This window comes from Pseudomonas sp. R43(2017) (genome assembly GCF_002112345.1).
Classification (GTDB): Bacteria; Pseudomonadota; Gammaproteobacteria; order Pseudomonadales; family Pseudomonadaceae; genus Aquipseudomonas; species Aquipseudomonas kribbensis.
The window spans coordinates 64,758-82,615 of sequence record NZ_NEHJ01000008.1; the positions used below are offsets into that span (position 1 = coordinate 64,758).

Consider the following 17,858-nt stretch of genomic DNA (forward strand, 5'->3'; position numbering starts at 1 on the left):
AGGTACTCACTTTTTTGATTTTGTATGAAAGCGGTGCAGCCGTTTGGGAGCGAGCGGGCTCTGTGGCCATAATGGCCGGCGCGGTTTTGCTCGGAGATGAAGAATTGTTAACTGGACGGTTTGTGGTTTTCGTGGGTCTGCTCGGCGTTTTGTCCGGATGCGGCAATGGCGACTCCATGGAGAGCTTCGGTGGCCCGACCATGGGCAGCACGTATTCGATCAAGTACGTGCGTCGGGCCAATCTGCCGGCGCCGCAGGATGTCCGCGTCGAAGTGGAGAAGATCCTTGCCGACGTGGATCAGCAAATGTCCACCTACCGCGCCGACTCCGATATTTCGCGTTTCAACGCATTACCCGCCGATCGCTGTCAGACCATGCCTGCATCAATCCTTGAACTGGTGCGGATTGGCGAGCAGCTGTCACAACAAAGCGAAGGTTCCTACGACCTGACCGTAGAGCCGCTGCTCAATCTCTGGGGTTTCGGTCCACAAGGGCGTGTAGAGAAAGTACCGAGCGCCGATGCGCTGGCCGAGGTGGAGAAACGGGTGGGTTACCGGCATTTGCGTATCGATGGCGATCAGTTGTGCAAGGACGCGGCGGTCGAGGTCGATTTCAACAGCATCGCTGCCGGTTACACGGTCGATACCATTGCGGCGCGGCTCGATGCCATGGGCATTCATAATTACCTCGCCGAGGCCACGGGCGAGCTCAAGGCGTCCGGCAGGAAGCTCGATGGCTCGCCCTGGCGCATAGCACTGGAGGAGCCGCGTGACGATCAGCAGGTGGCAGAGCGCGTCATTAATGTCGATGGCTATGGACTCTCCACGTCCGGCGACTACCGCAACTATTTTCAACAGGACGGAAGGCGTTATTCCCACACCTTCGATGCCCGCACCGGAGCGCCCGTCGTACACGACCTGGCGTCAGTCACGGTGATTCATCCTTCAGCCTTGATGGCTGATGGACTATCGACGCTGTTGCTGATTCTCGGCCCGGAAAAGGCCTGGGACTATGCCGAAAAACACGACATTGGTGCATTCTTTGTGATTCGTGCCGATACAGGTTTCGTCACCCGCACCAGTCCGGCGTTCGAACGGCTCAGTGGCGCAAAAAATTGACCCGGAACAATGCGAAAGCTGGCGTTGTAGTGCAGGCAAAAGTAGCCTACGACGCGACCAAGGGTTAATGTGCGCGGCGTTGACGCTTCTATAGACTGTGTCCGGGTTTTCAACTGGCCCCCAATTGTTCCTTCGCGCCGTCGTTCGGCGTGATTTAGCCGCCGGTGCTGCTGGCACCGCGGCCTGTTCTGAGGAGTACGCATGGCTGTCTACAACTACGACGTGGTGGTGCTGGGTTCCGGCCCGGCGGGAGAAGGCGCGGCAATGAACGCCGCCAAAGCAGGGCGCAAGGTGGCGATGGTCGACAGCCGTCGCCAGGTCGGCGGTAACTGCACCCACCTGGGCACCATCCCGTCCAAGGCCCTGCGTCACTCGGTGCGGCAGATCATGCAGTTCAACACCAACCCGATGTTCCGTGCGATCGGTGAGCCGCGCTGGTTCTCCTTCCCGGACGTGTTGAAAAGCGCCGAGAAAGTCATCTCCAAGCAAGTCGCCTCGCGTACCGGCTACTACGCCCGTAACCGCGTCGACGTGTTCTTCGGCACCGGCAGCTTCGCCGACGAGCAGACCATCGAAGTGGTCTGCGCCAACGGCGTGGTCGAGAAACTGGTGGCCAAGCACATCATCATCGCCACCGGTTCGCGTCCTTATCGCCCGGCGGACATCGATTTCCACCACCCGCGTATCTACGATAGCGACACCATCCTCAGCCTCGGCCACACCCCGCGCAAACTGATCGTTTACGGCGCCGGCGTGATCGGTTGCGAATATGCATCGATCTTCAGTGGTCTGGGTGTACTGGTCGAGCTGGTGGACAACCGCGGTCAGTTGCTGAGCTTCCTCGACTCGGAAATCTCCCAGGCGTTGAGCTACCACTTCAGCAACAACAACATCACCGTGCGCCACAACGAAGACTACGACCGTGTCGAAGGCGTGGACAATGGCGTGATCCTGCACCTGAAGTCCGGCAAGAAGATCAAGGCAGACGCCTTGCTCTGGTGCAACGGCCGTACCGGCAACACTGACCAGTTGGGCCTGGAAAACATCGGGATCAAGGTCAACAGCCGCGGCCAGATCGAAGTCGACGAGAACTACCGCACCTGCGTGCAGAACATTTATGGCGCCGGCGACGTGATCGGCTGGCCAAGCCTGGCCAGTGCCGCCCACGACCAGGGTCGTTCGGCAGCCGGCAGCATCGTCGACAATGGCAGCTGGCGTTTCGTGAATGACGTGCCGACCGGCATCTACACCATTCCCGAGATCAGCTCGATCGGCAAGAACGAGCAGGAGCTGACTCAGGCCAAGGTGCCGTACGAAGTGGGCAAGGCGTTCTTCAAGAGCATGGCGCGGGCGCAGATCGCCGGCGAGCCGCAAGGCATGCTGAAGATCCTGTTCCACCGCGAAACCCTGCAGGTGCTGGGCGTTCACTGCTTCGGTTATCAGGCGTCGGAGATCGTGCACATCGGTCAGGCGATCATGAACCAGCCGGGTGAGCTCAATACCCTGAAGTATTTCGTCAACACCACGTTCAACTACCCGACCATGGCCGAAGCCTATCGGGTAGCGGCGTACGACGGCCTCAACCGGCTTTTTTGAGCGGCTCCGGCCGGTGGCCTGAGCCGGCCGGGGAGACCGATTTCAGCAATTCCCGAGGGTGGCAGTGGCCAAACCGGGAAAGTCTGTAATCAGGCTGTCAACGCCGAAGTCGGCGAGTCTGCGCATCAGCGCAGGCTCGTTGACGGTCCACACCGACACATGCAGCCCCTGACGCTGCGCTTTTTGCAGGCGTTCCGGCGTACACAGCGTCCAGTTCAAGGCCAGAATTTCACAGCCGTAGCTTGCCGCGACCTTGAGCGGGTCGAGCCAGGCATACTCGGCCACCAGGCCCCGTGACACGTCCGGCACCAGATCCAGTGCAGCCTTCAATACTTCCCGCGAACTCGAGGTGATCGTCACCTTGTCGAGCAGCCCGTGCCTGACCGCCATTTCACGGATGGCCAGAACGGTCGTCGCGGCGCGGGTGCGCGAAGCGCTTTTGACTTCGAGCTGCCAGTGATCGAAATCACATTTCTCGAACAACTCTTCCAGTGTCGGAATCGGGCACGGCTTGATCCAGCCGGGGCCGCCCTTGCGGGCGTCGTAGGTCACCAGATCGGCGGCGGTGTGCTCGACCACCTTGCCGCGGCGCTCGGTGGTGCGTTTGAGGGTCGGGTCGTGGATGACCATCAGCTCACCGTCCTTGGACAGGTGCAGATCCAGTTCACAGCGGCGTACGCCGTGCTTGAGACATTCCTGAAAACTGGTCAGGGTGTTTTCCGGTGCTTCGCCCTTGGCGCCGCGGTGGCCGTAGATAAGGGTCACGGTTCTTCCTTAATTAAATGCCTGATTCGTTCTGTTCGCGGGCCAGGCGTCGTTCCTGGGCCTGCTTTTGCAAGATATAGCGGGCGAGCAGCTGGCGCTGGGCATCGGTCAAGTGTTCGAACTCGGTGCCGATGTCGTAGCCGTCGCCCTTGCGGTCGCAATGGGTGACCCGGGCGCGCAGCAGCAGGCCGTGGGCTTGTGGCATCAACACCATTTTTACCGACAGGCGCGAGCCGGCGGCTATCGGTGTCGGGTTCTGGAAGTCGACACCGCCCTCGGAAATGATCACCGGTTGCGGCTCGCCGATCTGTCCCAGTGCGGTCAGGGCGATGACCTGGCTGAGCAGGTCGATGCGTTTGTTCTGGGATTTCAGGAATGCCGCGATGGCACGGTCGCGTTCGTTGATCTGTCGCAACAGGTGCTGCGATTCGAATTCGCTCAGGTGCAGTTCACTGAGCACGTTGAATAACGGGGAAGCATCCTGCAACACTTCCTGGCCTGCGGCTTCGGCAGCGGACAGGGGCCGAATTTCCAGTGCGATCGAATCCTCGATACGGTAGTATTCGCGGCGATCTTCTTCATCTAATGTCGACATGGCGAACCCATGGTAGCGGCGGTGGTCTGAGTGTAAAGCTGGTTATCGACCCCCGCCACAAGGACGTTCCTTTTCCCTCCGAACAAGCCCCGACATGTTCAGACCTCTCTTCGTATTTATCGGCACGCGTTACACCCGAGCAAAGCGTCGCAATCATTTTGTGTCGTTCATTTCCCTGACTTCGATGATCGGGCTCGCCCTTGGCGTGGTCGTGATGATCGTGGTGCTGTCGGTGATGAACGGCTTCGATCATGAGATGCGCACCCGCGTGCTGGGCATGGTGCCCCACGCGACCATCGAATCCGGTGAAGCCATCAGCGACTGGCCGAGCCTGGCCGCCAAGGTCAAGCAGAACCCGCAGGTGGCGGCCGTCGCGCCGTTCACCCAGATGCAGGGGTTGCTGACCAACAACGGCCAGGTGTCCAAGGTGTTGCTTAATGCCATCGATCCGGCGCTGGAACGCAACGTCTCGATCATCGACAACTTCATGAAGCAGGGCAAACTCGACGATCTGACGCCGGGCAGCTTCGGCATCGTGATCGGCGACAAGGCCGCGACCAAGCTCGGCGTGGGCATCGGTGACAAGATCACCTTCGTCGCGCCGGAGGTCAGCGTGACCCCGGCCGGGATGTTCCCGCGCATGAAACGCTTTACCGTGGTCGGCATCTTCCATGTCGGCGCCGGTGAACTGGACGGTTATCTGGGCGTCACCAACCTGCAGGATCTGGCGAAGATGCACCGCTGGAAGCCTGATCAGGTGCAAGGCCTGCGCCTGAAGTTCGACGATCTGTTCCAGGCACCGCGTGAAGCGTGGAACATCGCCCAGCGCCTCGGCGAAGACCATTATTACGCCCGCGACTGGACCCGCACCCACGGCAACCTGTATCAGGCGATCCGCATGGAAAAAGCCATGATCGGCCTGCTGTTGCTGCTGATCGTCGCCGTTGCCGCGTTCAACATCATTTCCACGCTGGTGATGGTGGTGAACGACAAGAAAGGCGACATCGCCATCCTGCGCACGCTGGGCGCCACGCCGGGCACGATCATGCGCACGTTCATGGTGCAGGGCACGGTGATCGGCGTGGTCGGTACGGCCATCGGCGCCGTGGTCGGCATCCTGGCGGCGCTCAATGTCAGCGCGGCGATTTCGGCACTCGAAGGCTTGATCGGACACAAGTTCCTCAATGCCGACGTGTATTTCATCGATTACCTGCCATCGCAGGTGCAGAGCCAGGATGTGATCATGGTCTGCGCTGCTGCGTTGGTCCTGAGTTTCCTCGCCACCCTGTATCCAGCCTGGCGTGCCGCACGCACCCAGCCGGCGGAGGCGCTACGTTATGAGTGAGTCGGGCATGAGTGAAAAAGCAATCCTGAGCTGCCGCAACCTGGGCAAGTCCTACGAGGAAGGCCCGGAGTCGGTGGAAGTGCTGGCCAACCTGCAACTGGAGTTGCACCCGGGCGAACGCGTGGCGATCGTCGGAAAGTCCGGTTCTGGCAAAAGTACCTTGCTCAACTTGCTGGGCGGCCTCGATACGCCGACCAAGGGCAGCGTCTGGCTCGACGGTGAAGAGCTGTCGGCGCTGAGCGAGAAGAAGCGCGGCCTGCTGCGTAACCGTGCCCTTGGCTTCGTGTACCAGTTCCACCACCTGCTGCCGGAATTCACCGCGCTGGAAAACGTCTGCATGCCGCTGCTGATTGGCAAGACCGCAATCCCCGAGGCGCGTCAGCGGGCCACGGCGTTGCTGGAGCGAGTGGGTCTGGGCCATCGTCTGGAACACAAACCGGCCGAGCTGTCCGGCGGCGAGCGCCAGCGCGTGGCCATCGCCCGTGCACTGGTGAACAACCCGGGCCTGGTGATGCTCGACGAGCCGACCGGCAACCTCGACTCCCACACCGCCGAAGGCATTCAGGACCTGATGCTGGAACTCAGCACCTCGATGCGCACGGCGTTTCTGGTGGTGACTCACGACATGAACCTGGCTCGCCAGATGGACCGCGTCCTGCAACTGCAGGAAGGTTGCCTGACCCCCATCTGACGGCTTGAAACCCGATGCCTGAAAAGGCGTCGGGTCTTTTATTTTTATACGGTGCCCCAGCGAATGTTCAGACCGTTATCGATCTTTATCGGCACGCGCTATACCCGCGCCAAGCGCCGCAATCGCTTTGTTTCGTTCATTTCGATGACCTCGATGATCGGTCTCGCCCTCGGCGTGCTGGCGATGATCGTAGTGCTGTCGGTGATGAACGGCTTCCAGCGTGAAATGAGTTCGCGCATCCTCGGCATGGTGCCTCACGCGACCATCGTCGGCGTCAAGCCGATCGATGACTGGCAGCCAGTGGCCGCCGCTGCATTGAAGAATCCTGAAGTGACCGCCGCCGTGCCGTTCACCGAGATGGAAGGCATGCTGTCCTACAAGGGCATGATGCAGCCGATCCAGATCAGTGGCGTCGATCCGGCTCAGGAAGGCAAGGTGTCGATCGTTGCCCAGCACATTGTTCAGGGCCGTCTCGATGCGTTGAAGCCGGGCGAATTCGGCGTGGTGCTGGGTGAAATCACCGCCCGGCGCTTCCGCTTGAACGTCGGCGACAAGATCACCCTGATCGTGCCGGAGGTCAGCACTGCACCCGGCGGCATCACCCCGCGCATGCAGCGTCTGAATGTGGTCGGCATCTTCAAGGTCGGCGCCGAACTCGATGGTTCCATGGGCCTGATCCATGTGGCCGACGCCGCGACCATGCAGCACTGGGAGCCGAATCAGGTGCAGAGCGTGCGTCTGGCGGTGAAGGACTTGTATGCCGCGCCGAAGGTTTCGTCGGACATCGCCACCGGCCTTGGCACTGACTTCAAGGCTGACGACTGGACCCACACCCAGGGCAGCCTGTTCAGCGCGATGAAAATGGAAAAGACCATGATCGGTCTGTTGCTGCTGATGATCGTCGCGGTGGCGGCGTTCAATATCATCGCAACCCTGATCATGGTGGTGAACGACAAAGGCGCGGACATTGCGATCCTGCGCACCATCGGCGCCACGCCACGGCAGATCATGGCGATCTTCATGGTCCAGGGCACGGTGATCGGCATCGTCGGCACCATCATTGGTGGCGTGCTGGGCGTGATTGCTGCGCTGAACGTCAGTGAGATGGTGGGCTGGGTCGAGCGAGTGACCGGGCAGCACATCTTCAGTTCCGACGTGTATTTCGTCAGCAACCTGCCTTCGGAATTGCAGGGCGGTGACGTGCTGCTGATCTGCTCGGCGGGCTTCATTCTCAGCTTCCTGGCCACGGTTTACCCGGCCTGGCGGGCGGCGAAGATCGAGCCGGCGCACGCGTTGCGTTACTCGTAAGTTCACCCATTGAGGCCGGCATTGCCGGCCTCAATCGTTTTGCGGCAACTCAATCACAAACCGCGTCCAGCCCTGAGCCGATTCGCAATGAATCTGCCCGCCGTGGGCCCTGATGATCGACTGAGTGATCGCCAGCCCCAATCCCGCATGTTCGCTGCTGCCTTCCTGGCGTGCCGGATCAGCCCGGTAAAAACGGTCGAACAAACGCGGCAACAACTCCGAAGAAATCCCCTCGCCACTGTTCTCGACGGTCACTCTCAAGGATTTCGCCTGCTCGGCTATCTGCACGCGCACATCGCCCGTTGCAGGGGTAAAGCGCAGCGCGTTATCCAGCAGATTCGACAGCGCCCGGCGCAGCATCGCGCGGTCACCCTCAAACCGACCCTCACCTTCACGGCTCAGGCTGACCTGAGCGTCTTCGGCCAGCGGTGCGAAAAACTCCAGCAACGCATCGGCTTCTTCCGCCAGTTCCAGGGTTTCGCGCTTGGGCGCCAGCAATCCGTGGTCAGCCTTGGCCAGATAAAGCATGTCGTTCACCAGTTGCGCCATCCATTGCAGCTCTTCGAGGTTGCTGTGCAGAGCCTCGCGATAGTCTTCGAGTGGGCGAGGGCGGGTGAGAGTGACCTGTGTGTGGGTCAGCAGGTTCGACAGCGGGGTGCGCAGTTCATGGGCGATGTCGGCGGAGAACGCCGAAAGTCGCTGAAAGGAGTCATCGAGACGTCCGAGCATGGCGTTGAAACTGTGGGCCAGTTCCGTGAGTTCCGCAGGCATCTGCGCTTCCGGCAGTCGGGCATTCAGCGATTGGGCGGAAATCCCGCGTGCCACGGCGCTCATGCGACGCAACGGACGCAAACCGCTGCGTGCCGCCCAGGCGCCCAACAGTGCGGTCGCCAGCGCCGAAAGACCGACGGTCAGCCAGATCAGATGCTGCATGCGTTGCAGGAAGTGCTGGTGGTGGGTGATGTCCAGCAACAAGGTCAATTGCTGTGAGTCGGGTTGTTCCGGAGAGAGCGGGGCGTTGAGCAGGCGATAGTCCGTGCCGTTGTCGTTAATGGTGGCCAGGCCGGGCTGCTGCGGCAGGTTTGCCGGCATTTGCAGGGAGCGGCCGAACCAGCGCTGACCCTCGGGGCTGCTTATGCGTAATGAGACATCGCCCTGTTGGCTCAACTCATCGGTGATATGTGCGGCATCGCTGCCACTCAGCAACGTCTGACGCACATTGATCAGCTTGCTTTCGAGCAATTGTTGATCGAGTTCAATGAAGTGCGCCTCACTGGCCCGATTGAAAACCACGCCCGCCACCAGCGAAACCGTCGCGGTGCACGCGGCGAACAGCAACGCCAGCCGACTGCCGAGTGACAGGCGGCGCATCAGACGGGACGCTCTTCAAGCACGTAACCCATGCCACGCACGGTGTGGATCAGTTTGTCGGGAAAGTCATCGTCGATTTTCAGGCGCAGGCGGCGGATCGCCACTTCGATCACATTGGTATCGCTGTCGAAGTTCATGTCCCAGACCTGCGAGGCGATCAGGGATTTGGGCAGCACTTCGCCCTGGCGGCGCAGGAGCATTTCCAGCAGGGCAAACTCTTTCGCCGTGAGGTCGATGCGCTGGCCGCTGCGTTCGACGCGGCGGCGAATCAGGTCCAGGCGCAGGTCGGCCAGTTGCAGGCAGGTTTCCTGCGGCGCGGTGCTGCCGCGGCGCAGCAGACTACGCACTCGGGCCAGCAGTTCGGAGAAAGCGAACGGCTTGACCAGATAATCGTCGGCACCGAGTTCGAGGCCGTGAACCCGGTCTTCCACGGTGTCTTTGGCGGTCAGAAAAAGGATCGGCGTTTCCAGCCCGGCACTGCGTACCGCTTGCAGAATCTGCCAGCCATTGCGCCCGGGCAGCATCACGTCGAGGATCAGCAGGGCGTAGTCACCGCTCAATGCCAGTTGTTGCCCGGTGTTGCCGTCCGCCACCAGTTCAGTGTTGAAACCGGCCTCGGTCAGGCCCTGGCGCAGGTAGTGGCCGGTTTTCGGTTGGTCTTCGACGATCAGCAGTTTCATGGGCAACTCGGGGTTGTAGGATCGAAAGCTTTATACCGTGGGACATTGTCACAAGCGCCAACCTGACAAAGTTGTAATCTACCTGTCAGGTAGCTGCCAGCGCGGGCGGGCTAGAGTTTCCCACAGGCTGAACCTTTTCTTGTTGGAGTATGACTATGTTTTTGCGCAACCCTCTGGCCGTCGCCGCCTGTTTGCTGGCGTTGAGTTCATCCGTCTGGGCCGATCCTGCGCACACGTATGACTTCGGCCAGCCGGCCCCGGCCGCCAAGGCCAGCCGCAGCATTGAAGTGGTGATGGGCGACATGTCGTTCGATCCGAAGGCCATCGATATCAAGGCCGGTGAGACCATTCGTTTTGTTTTGGTGAATAAAGGCCAGTTGCTGCACGAATTCAACCTCGGCGATGCAGCGATGCATGCCAAACATCAGCAGGAAATGTTGCAGATGCAGCAAAGCGGCATGCTGACGCCGACCGGCATGAAAGAAATGTCCCACGACATGGCGGGGATGGATCATGCGTCGATGGGGCACGTCATGAAGCACGACGACCCTAACAGCGTACTGGTCGAACCGGGCAAGACCGCCGAGCTGACCTGGACCTTCAGCAAGGCGACCAGCCTGGAGTTTGCCTGCAACATTCCCGGGCATTACCAGGCCGGAATGGTCGGCAAACTGACTGTCAGTCAGTAAGCACTCAAAGGCGGGAGCAAAGGCTGATAGAATCCGCTGATTCTTCAGTCAGGTTTCCGCCATGCATCCCGCAGCCGAACATTCGCCGCTGGGCAAGTCCAGCGAATACATCGCCACTTACACACCGTCCCTGCTGTTCCCGATTCCGCGCACCGCGAAGTGGGCCGAACTGGGTCTGACCGCCGAGACCCTGCCGTATAAAGGTGTGGATTTCTGGAACTGCTTCGAACTGTCGTGGCTGCTGCCGTCGGGCAAACCGGTGGTGGCGATTGGCGAATTCAGCATTCCGGCGGACTCGCCGAACATCATCGAATCCAAGTCGTTCAAGCTGTACCTGAACTCGTTGAACCAGACCCCGTTCGCCGATACGGCGAGCCTGGAAGCGACGCTGGTCAAGGACTTGTCCGCCGCTGCCGGCAAACCGGTGGGCGTACGGGTTCGCAGCCTGAAAGAGGTTGAAGCCGAAGGCGTGGTCGCGTTGCCGGGCGTGTGTATCGACGAACTGGATATCAGCGTCAGCAACTACGAGCATCCGCGTCCTGAACTGCTGCGCTGCGACGATTCGCGCGTGGTGGAGGAGAGCGTGCACAGCCATCTGCTCAAGTCCAATTGCCCGGTGACCAGCCAGCCGGACTGGGGCAGCGTGGTGGTGGAATACCGTGGTGCGGCGCTGGATCACGCCAGTCTGCTGGAATACATCGTCAGCTTCCGCCAGCATTCGGACTTCCATGAGCAATGTGTCGAGCGGATTTTCCTCGACCTGCAGCGTTTGCTGAAACCGGAAAAACTCACGGTGTTTGCACGTTATGTGCGCCGTGGCGGGCTGGATATCAACCCGTACCGCAGCACGGAAAGCGCGCAGTTGCCGAACCATCGTCTGGTTCGTCAGTAACCCGCAACGCGGACATGAAAAAGCCCTGCCATCACTGGCAGGGCTTTTTTGCATTTGCGGGTTTCAGATTCCCATGCTGACCAGGGAATTCACGATGTTGCGCAGGGTGCCGGCGATAGTGGGGTGTTCGAGTTCGAAGCGTTCGACGGCCAGGTTCACGCCGTCGGCGAGATTGGAATCCTGTGTCTTGGTTTCCAGCTCAAGCTCCAGTTCGATCTGTTGCATCAGTGCGTGCAGGTCCGCGCGCTCGGCTTCCGACAGCGGCGGATTCTGATCCAGTTGCTCGCGCAGGGTATTGAGCTGTTCTTGCAGTTCGCGGGCGGGCATGGTGTTTTCCTTTTATCGAGAGGCACTGGCATAGACCGCAGCCGGGCGCCAAAGGTCTATGGCTCTCCTTAAGACTAATCCACTCTGCTGCAACCTGCATGATCCCGGTCAGGGCTTTTCGCCTTTGAGACGGCGCAGGCTGATGTCGGCCAGACAGGTGTCGAGCTCGCCCAGATGATCGATCACCGAGTGCACGCCCAGGCCGAATAGCTGCACGGTGGCCTTGCCGCGCAGTTGTTCGCGTTCTTTCTGGCTGAGGGCCTGCCACTCACTCGGGGCCAGGCCGCAGAGTGAGCCGCAGGACGCCAGGCCAATCGTCCACAGCCCGGCATTCAGGCCTGATTGCAGCAGGCGCGGTTCGCCACTGACCAGCACGCAGCCGTCCAGGCGATCGACATTCAGCGTCATCAGGGCTTGCCAGCAGGCATTCGGTGCCGGCCAGGGATTGTGTGTTGCCGAATATTGCGAAGGTTTGATCCAGCCCGGCAGTCCGGATGCAAGCACCTGGGTGAGGGCAGGGGGCAAATCATCGAGCCAGGCGCAGGGGATCAGTTGGCGCTGCAAGCTGTGCAGGCTGTCGAGCGCGCCCGGCGTGGCGTCGGCGTGCTCCGTGCCGGGGCTGGCGTGATGACGGGCGCGGGCGCCGAAGTCCACCAGACAACCGCTGAGCCCGAACAGCACGGCTGTCAGGTTGGGGGCTGAAAGGGGCAAGGCTTCGGCTTGAGGCATGGAAAACGTCCCTGAAATAGAAGTCAGGCTAAGCATGGCCGGTGACAGTTGGATGACAAGTGCGTGACGATGCGTCCTACAGAGGTGTTCACGCCGGAAATGCCTAAAACCTTGTTTCCGTCTTATACTGCACCTCTTATGACCGTGGCCCGCATGCCGCGTATGTACAATCCAAGGAGTTTTTCTATGCGCTGGAGCAACCCTCTCGCTCAGCTTTGTGTATGCGCCAGCGTGATGCTGGTTCCGTTCGTTGCCCAGGCGGCAACGGAAGAAGACCCTTGGGAAAGCGTCAACCGTCCGATCTTCCAGTTCAACGACTTCGTCGACACCTATGCGCTGAAACCTCTGGCGCAGGGCTATGAATATGTAACGCCGCAATTCCTGGAAGACGGCATTCACAACATGTTCCGCAACGTCGGTGACATCACCAACCTGGCGAACAACATCCTGCAGGCCAAACCGGCCGCTGCCGGTGTCGACACCGCGCGTCTGATCTTCAATACCACCTTCGGCCTGCTGGGCTTCTTCGATGTGGGCACCAAGATGGGCCTGCAGCGCAGTGACGAAGACTTTGGCCAGACCCTCGGCTACTGGGGCGTCAGCAGCGGTCCGTACGTGATGCTGCCGTTGCTCGGCCCGAGCACCCTGCGTGATGCGCCATCCAAGTACGTGGATACCTACACCGCACCGTACCGCTACATGAACGACATCCCGGCGCGTAACACCATATACGGCCTGAACATCGTCGACACCCGCGCCAGCCTGCTGTCCAGCGAGAAGCTGATCAGCGGCGACAAGTACACCTTCATCCGCAATGCCTACCTGCAGAACCGCGAGTTCAAGGTCAAGGACGGTCACGTCGAAGACGATTTCTGATTTCGACTTGTGAACCCCGAAAAGGCGACCGAAAGGTCGCCTTTTTTTGTCCGCGCGTCCTTCCATTGAGTTACGGTTTCGAACGTTCTTATAACTCTCTGTGATTTGACAAACAAAGTCGTCAAGTGACGATCCGCGCATGCTTGAAACGCTCGAAGGATGGGAGTACCGTCTGCGCCTTAGAAGGGCACCTCTGGTGCATCCGTGTGCGGGGCAAACGCTCCGAAGCGGTGCAGCAGAGAGGCTAGAAAGCGAATCCAGTAGTCTGCGCCGGGCCTTTGCCCCGCCTGCTACGCCAACCTAATTCTGGCGCCGTTTGCCCACATGCCAAAAACCAGTGCCACGCTGCTGATAATCGATGATGACGAAGTAGTGCGCGCGAGCCTCGCGGCCTATTTGGAAGACAGTGGTTTCAGCGTCTTGCAGGCCAGTAACGGCCAGCAGGGTCTCCAGGTATTCGAGCAAGACAAGCCCGACTTGGTCATCTGCGATCTGCGCATGCCGCAGATGGGCGGTCTCGAACTCATTCGTCAGGTCACCGAGCGGTCACCACAGACGCCTGTGATCGTGGTTTCCGGTGCCGGCGTGATGAACGACGCGGTCGAGGCCCTGCGCCTGGGCGCGGCGGATTACCTGATCAAGCCTCTCGAAGATCTGGCCGTGCTCGAGCACTCCGTGCGCCGGGCCCTGGATCGTGCGCGTCTGCTGCTGGAAAACCAGCGTTACCGCGAGAAGCTGGAAAAGGCCAACCGTGAGCTCGAAGCCAGCCTGAACCTGCTCCAGGAAGACCAGAACGCCGGTCGCCAGGTGCAGATGAACATGCTGCCGGAAAGCCCCTGGACCATCGACGCGTTCAAGTTCGCCCACCAGATCATCCCGTCGTTGTACCTGTCGGGTGATTTTGTCGACTATTTCCGGGTGGACGAGCGGCGGGTCGCGTTTTACCTGGCGGATGTGTCGGGCCATGGCGCCTCTTCGGCCTTCGTCACGGTGCTGCTGAAGTTCATGACCACGCGCCTGTTGTTCGAGTCCAAGCGCAACGGCACCTTGCCGGAATTCAAGCCTTCGGAAGTCCTTGGTCATATCAACCGGGGGCTGATCAGTTGTAAGCTGGGTAAACACGTCACAATGGTCGGTGGAGTCATCGACGAGGAGACCGGTTTGTTGACCTATAGCATCGGCGGCCATCTGCCGTTGCCTGTGTTGTACACACCTGACAGTGTTCGCTACCTCGAGGGGCGCGGTCTGCCGGTGGGGCTTTTCAACGAAGCCACCTACGAAGACCACGTGCTCGAGCTGCCACCGACGTTCAGCCTGACGCTGATGTCCGATGGCATTCTGGATCTTTTGCCAGAACCCACACTCAAAGAGAAAGAAGCTGCCTTGCCCCAACGGGTCAAGTCGGCGGGCGGCAGCCTGGATGGCCTGCGGCAGGTTTTTGGATTGGCCACGCTAGGGGAGATGCCGGATGATATCGCCTTGTTGGTGTTGAGCAGGAATCTTTAATGAGTACCGGTAGAATCCAGTTCGCCGAGCAGGATGGCACCTTCGTCCTGAAGTTCGTCGGTGAAGTTCGCCTGACCCTGTGTTCGGCGTTGGATGCGACTATTGAAAAGATCTTCACCGCGCTGAATTTCAACGCGATCGTGATCGATCTGACCGAAACCCGCAGCATCGACAGCACCACGCTGGGCCTGCTGGCCAAGCTGTCGATCCTGTCGCGGCAGAAGGTCGGCCTGCTGCCGACCGTGGTCACCACCCATGACGACATCACCCGTCTGTTGCAATCGATGGGTTTCGAGCAGGTGTTCAATATCGTCAACCATCCCGTGCCTTGCCCGGAATGCCTCGATGACCTGCCGGATCAGGATCAGTCGGAGGAAGTCGTGCGGATCAAGGTGCTGGAAGCGCACAAGATTCTCATGGGCCTGAACGATTCCAACCGCGAAGCCTTCCATGATCTGGTGAATGCCCTCGAAAGGCATTGATTCCCCGGCCATCAGGCACAAAAAAGGGCGAACCTGTGAGGGTTCGCCCTTTTTGCGTTTGCCGTCAGCCCATTACAGCTTGGCTTGCAGCAGCGCCTCGAGTTTTTCCTGGTCGCGGGCAAACTGACGGATGCCTTCGGCCAGTTTCTCGGTGGCCATCGCGTCTTCGTTGGACAACCAGCGGAACTGCGATTCGTTGAGGCTCAGGCGTGCTTCGCCGGCGTGACCCGGGGCCAGTTTGCGCTCCAGTTTGCCAGTGTCTGCCGCCAGCTTGTCGATCAGGTCCGGGCTGATGGTCAGGCGGTCGCAGCCGGCCAGTTGCTCGATCTGATTGAGGTTGCGGAAGCTCGCGCCCATGACCACGGTCTTGTAGTCATTGGCCTTGTAGTAGTTGTAGATGCGCGTCACGGACTGTACGCCCGGATCATCGGCGCCGGTGTAGTCGTTGCCGTTGGCCTTTTTGTACCAGTCGTAGATGCGACCCACGAACGGCGAAATCAGGAACACGCCGGCATCGGCGCAAGCAGCGGCCTGGGCGAAGGAGAACAGCAGGGTCAGGTTGGTCTGGATACCTTCCTTCTCCAGCACTTCGGCGGCACGGATGCCTTCCCAGGTGGAAGCGATCTTGATCAGCACGCGGTCGCGGCCGACGCCGGCCTTGTCGTACAGCTCGATCAGGCGGTGCGCACGCTTGAGCATCGCGTCCTTGTCGAACGACAGGCGGGCATCCACTTCGGTGGAGATGCGGCCCGGGATCACGTTGAGGATTTCCTGACCCACCGCGACGCCGAAACGGTCGCTGGCCAGGCCGACATCGCCCTTGCAATCGCGAACGGCGGCGTTCAGCAGCTCGGCATAGGCCGGAATGGCCGCTGCCTTGAGCAGCAGGGAAGGGTTAGTGGTGGCGTCGACCGGCTTGACCCGGGCAATCGCTTCGAAGTCGCCGGTGTCGGCAACCACGGTGGTGAACTGTTTGAGTTGTTCCAGCTTGGAAGTCATGAGCGTGCTCTGTCCTATGGGTCTGACGACATTACCCGAGCGCTGACAGGCACTCAAGGGCATGTGGATGTATCGATAGCCCCGCAGGCAACAACCTGAAAACGGCTGTTTGAAAGGGCGGGGCGCGGTATCGATAGATACGATGCCAAATCGCGGCACAGGTTCAAAGCAACTGACTGATGAATATGAACGCTACTCGGACTCCAGTTGCGTCCTCGCGGCCGCTTCCGCCGGTTTCGGTTGCCCGCCTGCGGTCTGCAAACCGAAGTTCTTTTCGCGGTCATCGCTGCCCGCATCATTGTTTTTCCACTCGTAGATCGACGTCAGTGGGATCTGCAGCCGTTTCACATCGGCAATGAACGCCGCGACCTTGGTGGCCTGTCCGTCGGGACCGCCGTTGGAGGCGAGCGCCGAAACTCCCCATTCACTGATGACGCCCGGCAGGTGGAAATTCTGCTGGATGAAGGTCTGCGCATTGCCGATCTGCGTCGCCGTCATGCCATAGGGATGGTAGGAAATGGCGCTCAGGCATTTGGGATACGCACCAAGAATGCTGTTCAGCGCCACGGTCGAGGCCGACCCGGCGCTCGGTGGCCGGGCGAAGCCGAAACCGATCACGGGAGTGGTGGTGGGATTGTCTTGCAGCGCCTTGCACATCGAGCTCATGAACGGTGCAAAGGTGGTGCTGAAATTGCCCGTGGGCCAGTACGTGTTCAGATCCGGTTCATTCCAGATTTCAATCGCGACCAGTTGAGAGCCATAGGTCTGCTCCAGGCTGTTCACTGCACTGGCAAAAGCCGCGCCCGCCGTGGCCGGGTCTGTCGACAGCGGTTTGATGGCGCGCACCGTCATCAGCACCGGTAACCCGGCGGATCCGGCGGCGGCAAACGCATCGCCGAGCTGTTTCTGATAGGTCTTGTCGCCCAGGCTGTCGCTCCACGCGCCCAGACGCACGAAGCTGAAGCCGGCAGCCTTGATTTGCGCGGCATCGGAAGCCGAAAAACTCTGGACCTTGACCTGGATGCCGACCGTTCGGTGGGGCAATGCGGGGAACAACTCGCTGGCATCAACCTGAGCCGTTGTGCCGAACAACAAAAGGGAAAGGGCGCCGAGACGTTTGAGATGTGCTGCTTTCATGTCTGCTCTCCTGATGAGAAATGACATCTAGCCAATGTTTATCTCGTTACTTTCATGCGATGCCGAAAAGGCCGAAAAGTGCACGAATGTTATTTTTTGTCGGAAAACTTTCGGCGAAAGAAGCGCCGAAAATCACAGTTATTTTTAGTCCGGTAATTCTGGTTGGGTGACTTTTGGACCCCGTGGTACTTAATGCACCGGTACTAACAGGCGAAACTGTTTCCGAGTGCAGGAAAGTCCTGTGGATTCATTTAAGTCCACGGGGCATGTTGGCCGAATGACATTACACGGGAAAGTAAACCTTGTTCAAAAAGATCCTTGTCGTCTGCGTCGGCAATATCTGCAGAAGTCCGACAGCAGAACTGTTGCTGCGTAACGCACTGGCGCCCTCGACCATCACGGTCGCCTCCGCAGGCTTGTCTGCCAGGGTTGGCGAGTCCATGGAGGCAACGGCCCGCAAGGTGCTGGAAGACCGTGGGCAGTGCGCCGAAGGCTTCAAGGCGCGGCAACTGACAGCGGACATCGTCAATGAATCAGACCTGATTCTGGTCATGGAAAAAGAGCATGTAAAACAAGTACTGAAGATTGCCTCTCACGCCAGGGGCAAAGTGTTTCTTCTCGGCAAGTGGCAGAACGAACGAGAAATACAGGACCCGTATCGTCAAGGGCAGGCCGCATTTATTCATGCCCATGCATTGATTGAAGATGCTGTTGGCTCATGGGCACAGCGCCTCGGGCATTGATGAATATTC

Annotated in this window: 19 protein-coding genes; 11 read left to right on the plus strand and 8 right to left on the minus strand. The window is 59.8% G+C overall.

Annotation, left to right across the window (positions count from 1 at the left end; genetic code table 11):
- Positions 1 to 71 precede the first annotated feature (71 nt).
- Positions 72 to 1,118, plus strand: a complete 1,047-nt coding sequence (locus tag CAG02_RS21830; protein WP_085713149.1) for an FAD:protein FMN transferase — start codon at positions 72 to 74, stop codon at positions 1,116 to 1,118.
- Positions 1,119 to 1,319: 201 nt separating this feature from the next.
- On the plus strand, positions 1,320 to 2,714 hold the full coding sequence (gene sthA / locus CAG02_RS21835; RefSeq protein WP_085713150.1) for a Si-specific NAD(P)(+) transhydrogenase: 1,395 nt from the start codon (positions 1,320 to 1,322) through the stop codon (positions 2,712 to 2,714).
- Between the two features lie 42 nt (positions 2,715 to 2,756).
- On the opposite strand, the gene CAG02_RS21840 is transcribed toward sthA, so the two are convergent.
- Together CAG02_RS21840 and CAG02_RS21845 are read right to left on the minus strand one after the other, a co-directional pair.
- Positions 2,757 to 3,479: a glycerophosphodiester phosphodiesterase gene (locus tag CAG02_RS21840; RefSeq protein WP_085713151.1), complete on the minus strand. Its 723-nt coding sequence runs from the start codon at positions 3,477 to 3,479 to the stop codon at positions 2,757 to 2,759.
- 13 nt (positions 3,480 to 3,492) lie between these two features.
- Positions 3,493 to 4,074, minus strand: a complete 582-nt coding sequence (locus tag CAG02_RS21845) for a PilZ domain-containing protein (RefSeq protein WP_085713152.1) — start codon at positions 4,072 to 4,074, stop codon at positions 3,493 to 3,495.
- Positions 4,075 to 4,168: 94 nt separating this feature from the next.
- Here CAG02_RS21845 and CAG02_RS21850 point away from each other — a divergent pair, with 94 nt between their 5' ends.
- The 3 genes from CAG02_RS21850 (at position 4,169) to CAG02_RS21860 (ending at position 7,418) form a co-directional block, all read left to right on the plus strand.
- The gene (locus CAG02_RS21850) at positions 4,169 to 5,419 is read left to right on the plus strand and encodes a lipoprotein-releasing ABC transporter permease subunit (RefSeq protein WP_085713153.1); all 1,251 of its coding nucleotides are present in this window, start codon (positions 4,169 to 4,171) and stop codon (positions 5,417 to 5,419) included.
- Between the two features lie 7 nt (positions 5,420 to 5,426).
- Entirely contained in the window at positions 5,427 to 6,110 is a 684-nt protein-coding gene (gene lolD, locus CAG02_RS21855; RefSeq protein WP_167443782.1) for a lipoprotein-releasing ABC transporter ATP-binding protein LolD, read from the plus strand.
- A 63-nt stretch (positions 6,111 to 6,173) separates the two neighbouring features.
- Positions 6,174 to 7,418 carry a lipoprotein-releasing ABC transporter permease subunit gene (locus CAG02_RS21860; protein ID WP_085713155.1) on the plus strand — a complete coding sequence of 415 codons (1,245 nt, stop codon included), beginning with the start codon at positions 6,174 to 6,176 and terminating at the stop codon, positions 7,416 to 7,418.
- Between the two features lie 30 nt (positions 7,419 to 7,448).
- Here CAG02_RS21860 and CAG02_RS21865 read toward each other — a convergent pair whose 3' ends face one another.
- Positions 7,449 to 8,789: a heavy metal sensor histidine kinase gene (locus tag CAG02_RS21865; protein WP_085713156.1), complete on the minus strand. Its 1,341-nt coding sequence runs from the start codon at positions 8,787 to 8,789 to the stop codon at positions 7,449 to 7,451.
- Positions 8,789 to 9,469 carry a heavy metal response regulator transcription factor gene (locus CAG02_RS21870; RefSeq protein ID WP_085713157.1) on the minus strand — a complete coding sequence of 227 codons (681 nt, stop codon included), beginning with the start codon at positions 9,467 to 9,469 and terminating at the stop codon, positions 8,789 to 8,791. The genes CAG02_RS21865 and CAG02_RS21870 overlap by 1 nt, the downstream gene beginning before the upstream one ends.
- Positions 9,470 to 9,624: 155 nt before the next feature.
- Between CAG02_RS21870 and CAG02_RS21875 the strand changes: the two genes are divergently transcribed.
- Positions 9,625 to 10,158, plus strand: coding sequence for a plastocyanin/azurin family copper-binding protein (locus CAG02_RS21875; protein WP_085713158.1), 534 nt, complete (start codon positions 9,625 to 9,627; stop codon positions 10,156 to 10,158).
- Positions 10,159 to 10,219: 61 nt separating this feature from the next.
- Positions 10,220 to 11,050 carry an NADPH-dependent 7-cyano-7-deazaguanine reductase QueF gene (queF, locus tag CAG02_RS21880; RefSeq protein ID WP_085713159.1) on the plus strand — a complete coding sequence of 277 codons (831 nt, stop codon included), beginning with the start codon at positions 10,220 to 10,222 and terminating at the stop codon, positions 11,048 to 11,050.
- A 63-nt stretch (positions 11,051 to 11,113) separates the two neighbouring features.
- On the opposite strand, the gene CAG02_RS21885 is transcribed toward queF, so the two are convergent.
- Both CAG02_RS21885 and CAG02_RS21890 read right to left on the minus strand, forming a co-directional pair.
- The gene (locus tag CAG02_RS21885) at positions 11,114 to 11,377 is read right to left on the minus strand and encodes a DUF4404 family protein (protein ID WP_085713160.1); all 264 of its coding nucleotides are present in this window, start codon (positions 11,375 to 11,377) and stop codon (positions 11,114 to 11,116) included.
- 108 nt (positions 11,378 to 11,485) lie between these two features.
- Entirely contained in the window at positions 11,486 to 12,106 is a 621-nt protein-coding gene (locus CAG02_RS21890) for a phosphatase (protein WP_085713161.1), read from the minus strand.
- Between the two features lie 186 nt (positions 12,107 to 12,292).
- Between CAG02_RS21890 and CAG02_RS21895 the strand changes: the two genes are divergently transcribed.
- The 3 genes from CAG02_RS21895 to rssC all read left to right on the plus strand — a co-directional run bounded on the left by CAG02_RS21895 (position 12,293) and on the right by rssC (position 14,970).
- Positions 12,293 to 12,982, plus strand: a complete 690-nt coding sequence (locus tag CAG02_RS21895) for a VacJ family lipoprotein (RefSeq protein ID WP_085713162.1) — start codon at positions 12,293 to 12,295, stop codon at positions 12,980 to 12,982.
- Between the two features lie 324 nt (positions 12,983 to 13,306).
- Positions 13,307 to 14,488, plus strand: coding sequence for a two-component system response regulator RssB (gene rssB, locus CAG02_RS21900; protein ID WP_085713163.1), 1,182 nt, complete (start codon positions 13,307 to 13,309; stop codon positions 14,486 to 14,488).
- Complete coding sequence (rssC, locus tag CAG02_RS21905; protein WP_042560140.1) at positions 14,488 to 14,970, plus strand: anti-sigma factor antagonist RssC; 483 nt, start codon at positions 14,488 to 14,490, stop codon at positions 14,968 to 14,970. Before rssB ends, rssC begins: the two co-directional genes overlap by 1 nt.
- A 72-nt stretch (positions 14,971 to 15,042) precedes the next feature.
- Here the strand turns inward: rssC and tal are convergent, their stop codons facing one another.
- Positions 15,043 to 15,969 (minus strand): transaldolase, encoded by a 927-nt coding sequence (gene tal / locus CAG02_RS21910; protein ID WP_085713164.1) that lies wholly within the window; start codon positions 15,967 to 15,969, stop codon positions 15,043 to 15,045.
- Positions 15,970 to 16,161: 192 nt separating this feature from the next.
- On the minus strand, positions 16,162 to 17,106 hold the full coding sequence (locus CAG02_RS21915; protein ID WP_085713165.1) for a glycosyl hydrolase family 5: 945 nt from the start codon (positions 17,104 to 17,106) through the stop codon (positions 16,162 to 16,164).
- 302 nt (positions 17,107 to 17,408) lie between these two features.
- On the opposite strand from CAG02_RS21915, the gene CAG02_RS21920 reads away from it, so the two are divergent.
- Positions 17,409 to 17,849, plus strand: a complete 441-nt coding sequence (locus tag CAG02_RS21920; RefSeq protein WP_085713166.1) for a low molecular weight protein-tyrosine-phosphatase — start codon at positions 17,409 to 17,411, stop codon at positions 17,847 to 17,849.
- The last annotated feature ends 9 nt before the right edge of the window (positions 17,850 to 17,858 follow it).

What these genes read in the sequence shown, in the direction of transcription:
- CAG02_RS21830 (WP_085713149.1), top strand. Translation starts at nt 72, where the DNA reads ATGGCCGGCGCGGTTTTGCTCGGAGATGAAGAATTGTTAACTGGACGG.
- sthA (WP_085713150.1), top strand. Translation starts at nt 1,320, where the DNA reads ATGGCTGTCTACAACTACGACGTGGTGGTGCTGGGTTCCGGCCCGGCG.
- CAG02_RS21845 (WP_085713152.1), bottom strand. Translation starts at nt 4,074, where the DNA reads ATGTCGACATTAGATGAAGAAGATCGCCGCGAATACTACCGTATCGAG.
- CAG02_RS21850 (WP_085713153.1), top strand. Translation starts at nt 4,169, where the DNA reads ATGTTCAGACCTCTCTTCGTATTTATCGGCACGCGTTACACCCGAGCA.
- lolD (WP_167443782.1), top strand. Translation starts at nt 5,427, where the DNA reads ATGAGTGAAAAAGCAATCCTGAGCTGCCGCAACCTGGGCAAGTCCTAC.
- CAG02_RS21860 (WP_085713155.1), top strand. Translation starts at nt 6,174, where the DNA reads ATGTTCAGACCGTTATCGATCTTTATCGGCACGCGCTATACCCGCGCC.
- CAG02_RS21865 (WP_085713156.1), bottom strand. Translation starts at nt 8,789, where the DNA reads ATGCGCCGCCTGTCACTCGGCAGTCGGCTGGCGTTGCTGTTCGCCGCG.
- CAG02_RS21870 (WP_085713157.1), bottom strand. Translation starts at nt 9,469, where the DNA reads ATGAAACTGCTGATCGTCGAAGACCAACCGAAAACCGGCCACTACCTG.
- CAG02_RS21875 (WP_085713158.1), top strand. Translation starts at nt 9,625, where the DNA reads ATGTTTTTGCGCAACCCTCTGGCCGTCGCCGCCTGTTTGCTGGCGTTG.
- queF (WP_085713159.1), top strand. Translation starts at nt 10,220, where the DNA reads ATGCATCCCGCAGCCGAACATTCGCCGCTGGGCAAGTCCAGCGAATAC.
- CAG02_RS21885 (WP_085713160.1), bottom strand. Translation starts at nt 11,377, where the DNA reads ATGCCCGCCCGCGAACTGCAAGAACAGCTCAATACCCTGCGCGAGCAA.
- CAG02_RS21890 (WP_085713161.1), bottom strand. Translation starts at nt 12,106, where the DNA reads ATGCCTCAAGCCGAAGCCTTGCCCCTTTCAGCCCCCAACCTGACAGCC.
- CAG02_RS21895 (WP_085713162.1), top strand. Translation starts at nt 12,293, where the DNA reads ATGCGCTGGAGCAACCCTCTCGCTCAGCTTTGTGTATGCGCCAGCGTG.
- rssB (WP_085713163.1), top strand. Translation starts at nt 13,307, where the DNA reads ATGCCAAAAACCAGTGCCACGCTGCTGATAATCGATGATGACGAAGTA.
- rssC (WP_042560140.1), top strand. Translation starts at nt 14,488, where the DNA reads ATGAGTACCGGTAGAATCCAGTTCGCCGAGCAGGATGGCACCTTCGTC.
- tal (WP_085713164.1), bottom strand. Translation starts at nt 15,969, where the DNA reads ATGACTTCCAAGCTGGAACAACTCAAACAGTTCACCACCGTGGTTGCC.
- CAG02_RS21915 (WP_085713165.1), bottom strand. Translation starts at nt 17,106, where the DNA reads ATGAAAGCAGCACATCTCAAACGTCTCGGCGCCCTTTCCCTTTTGTTG.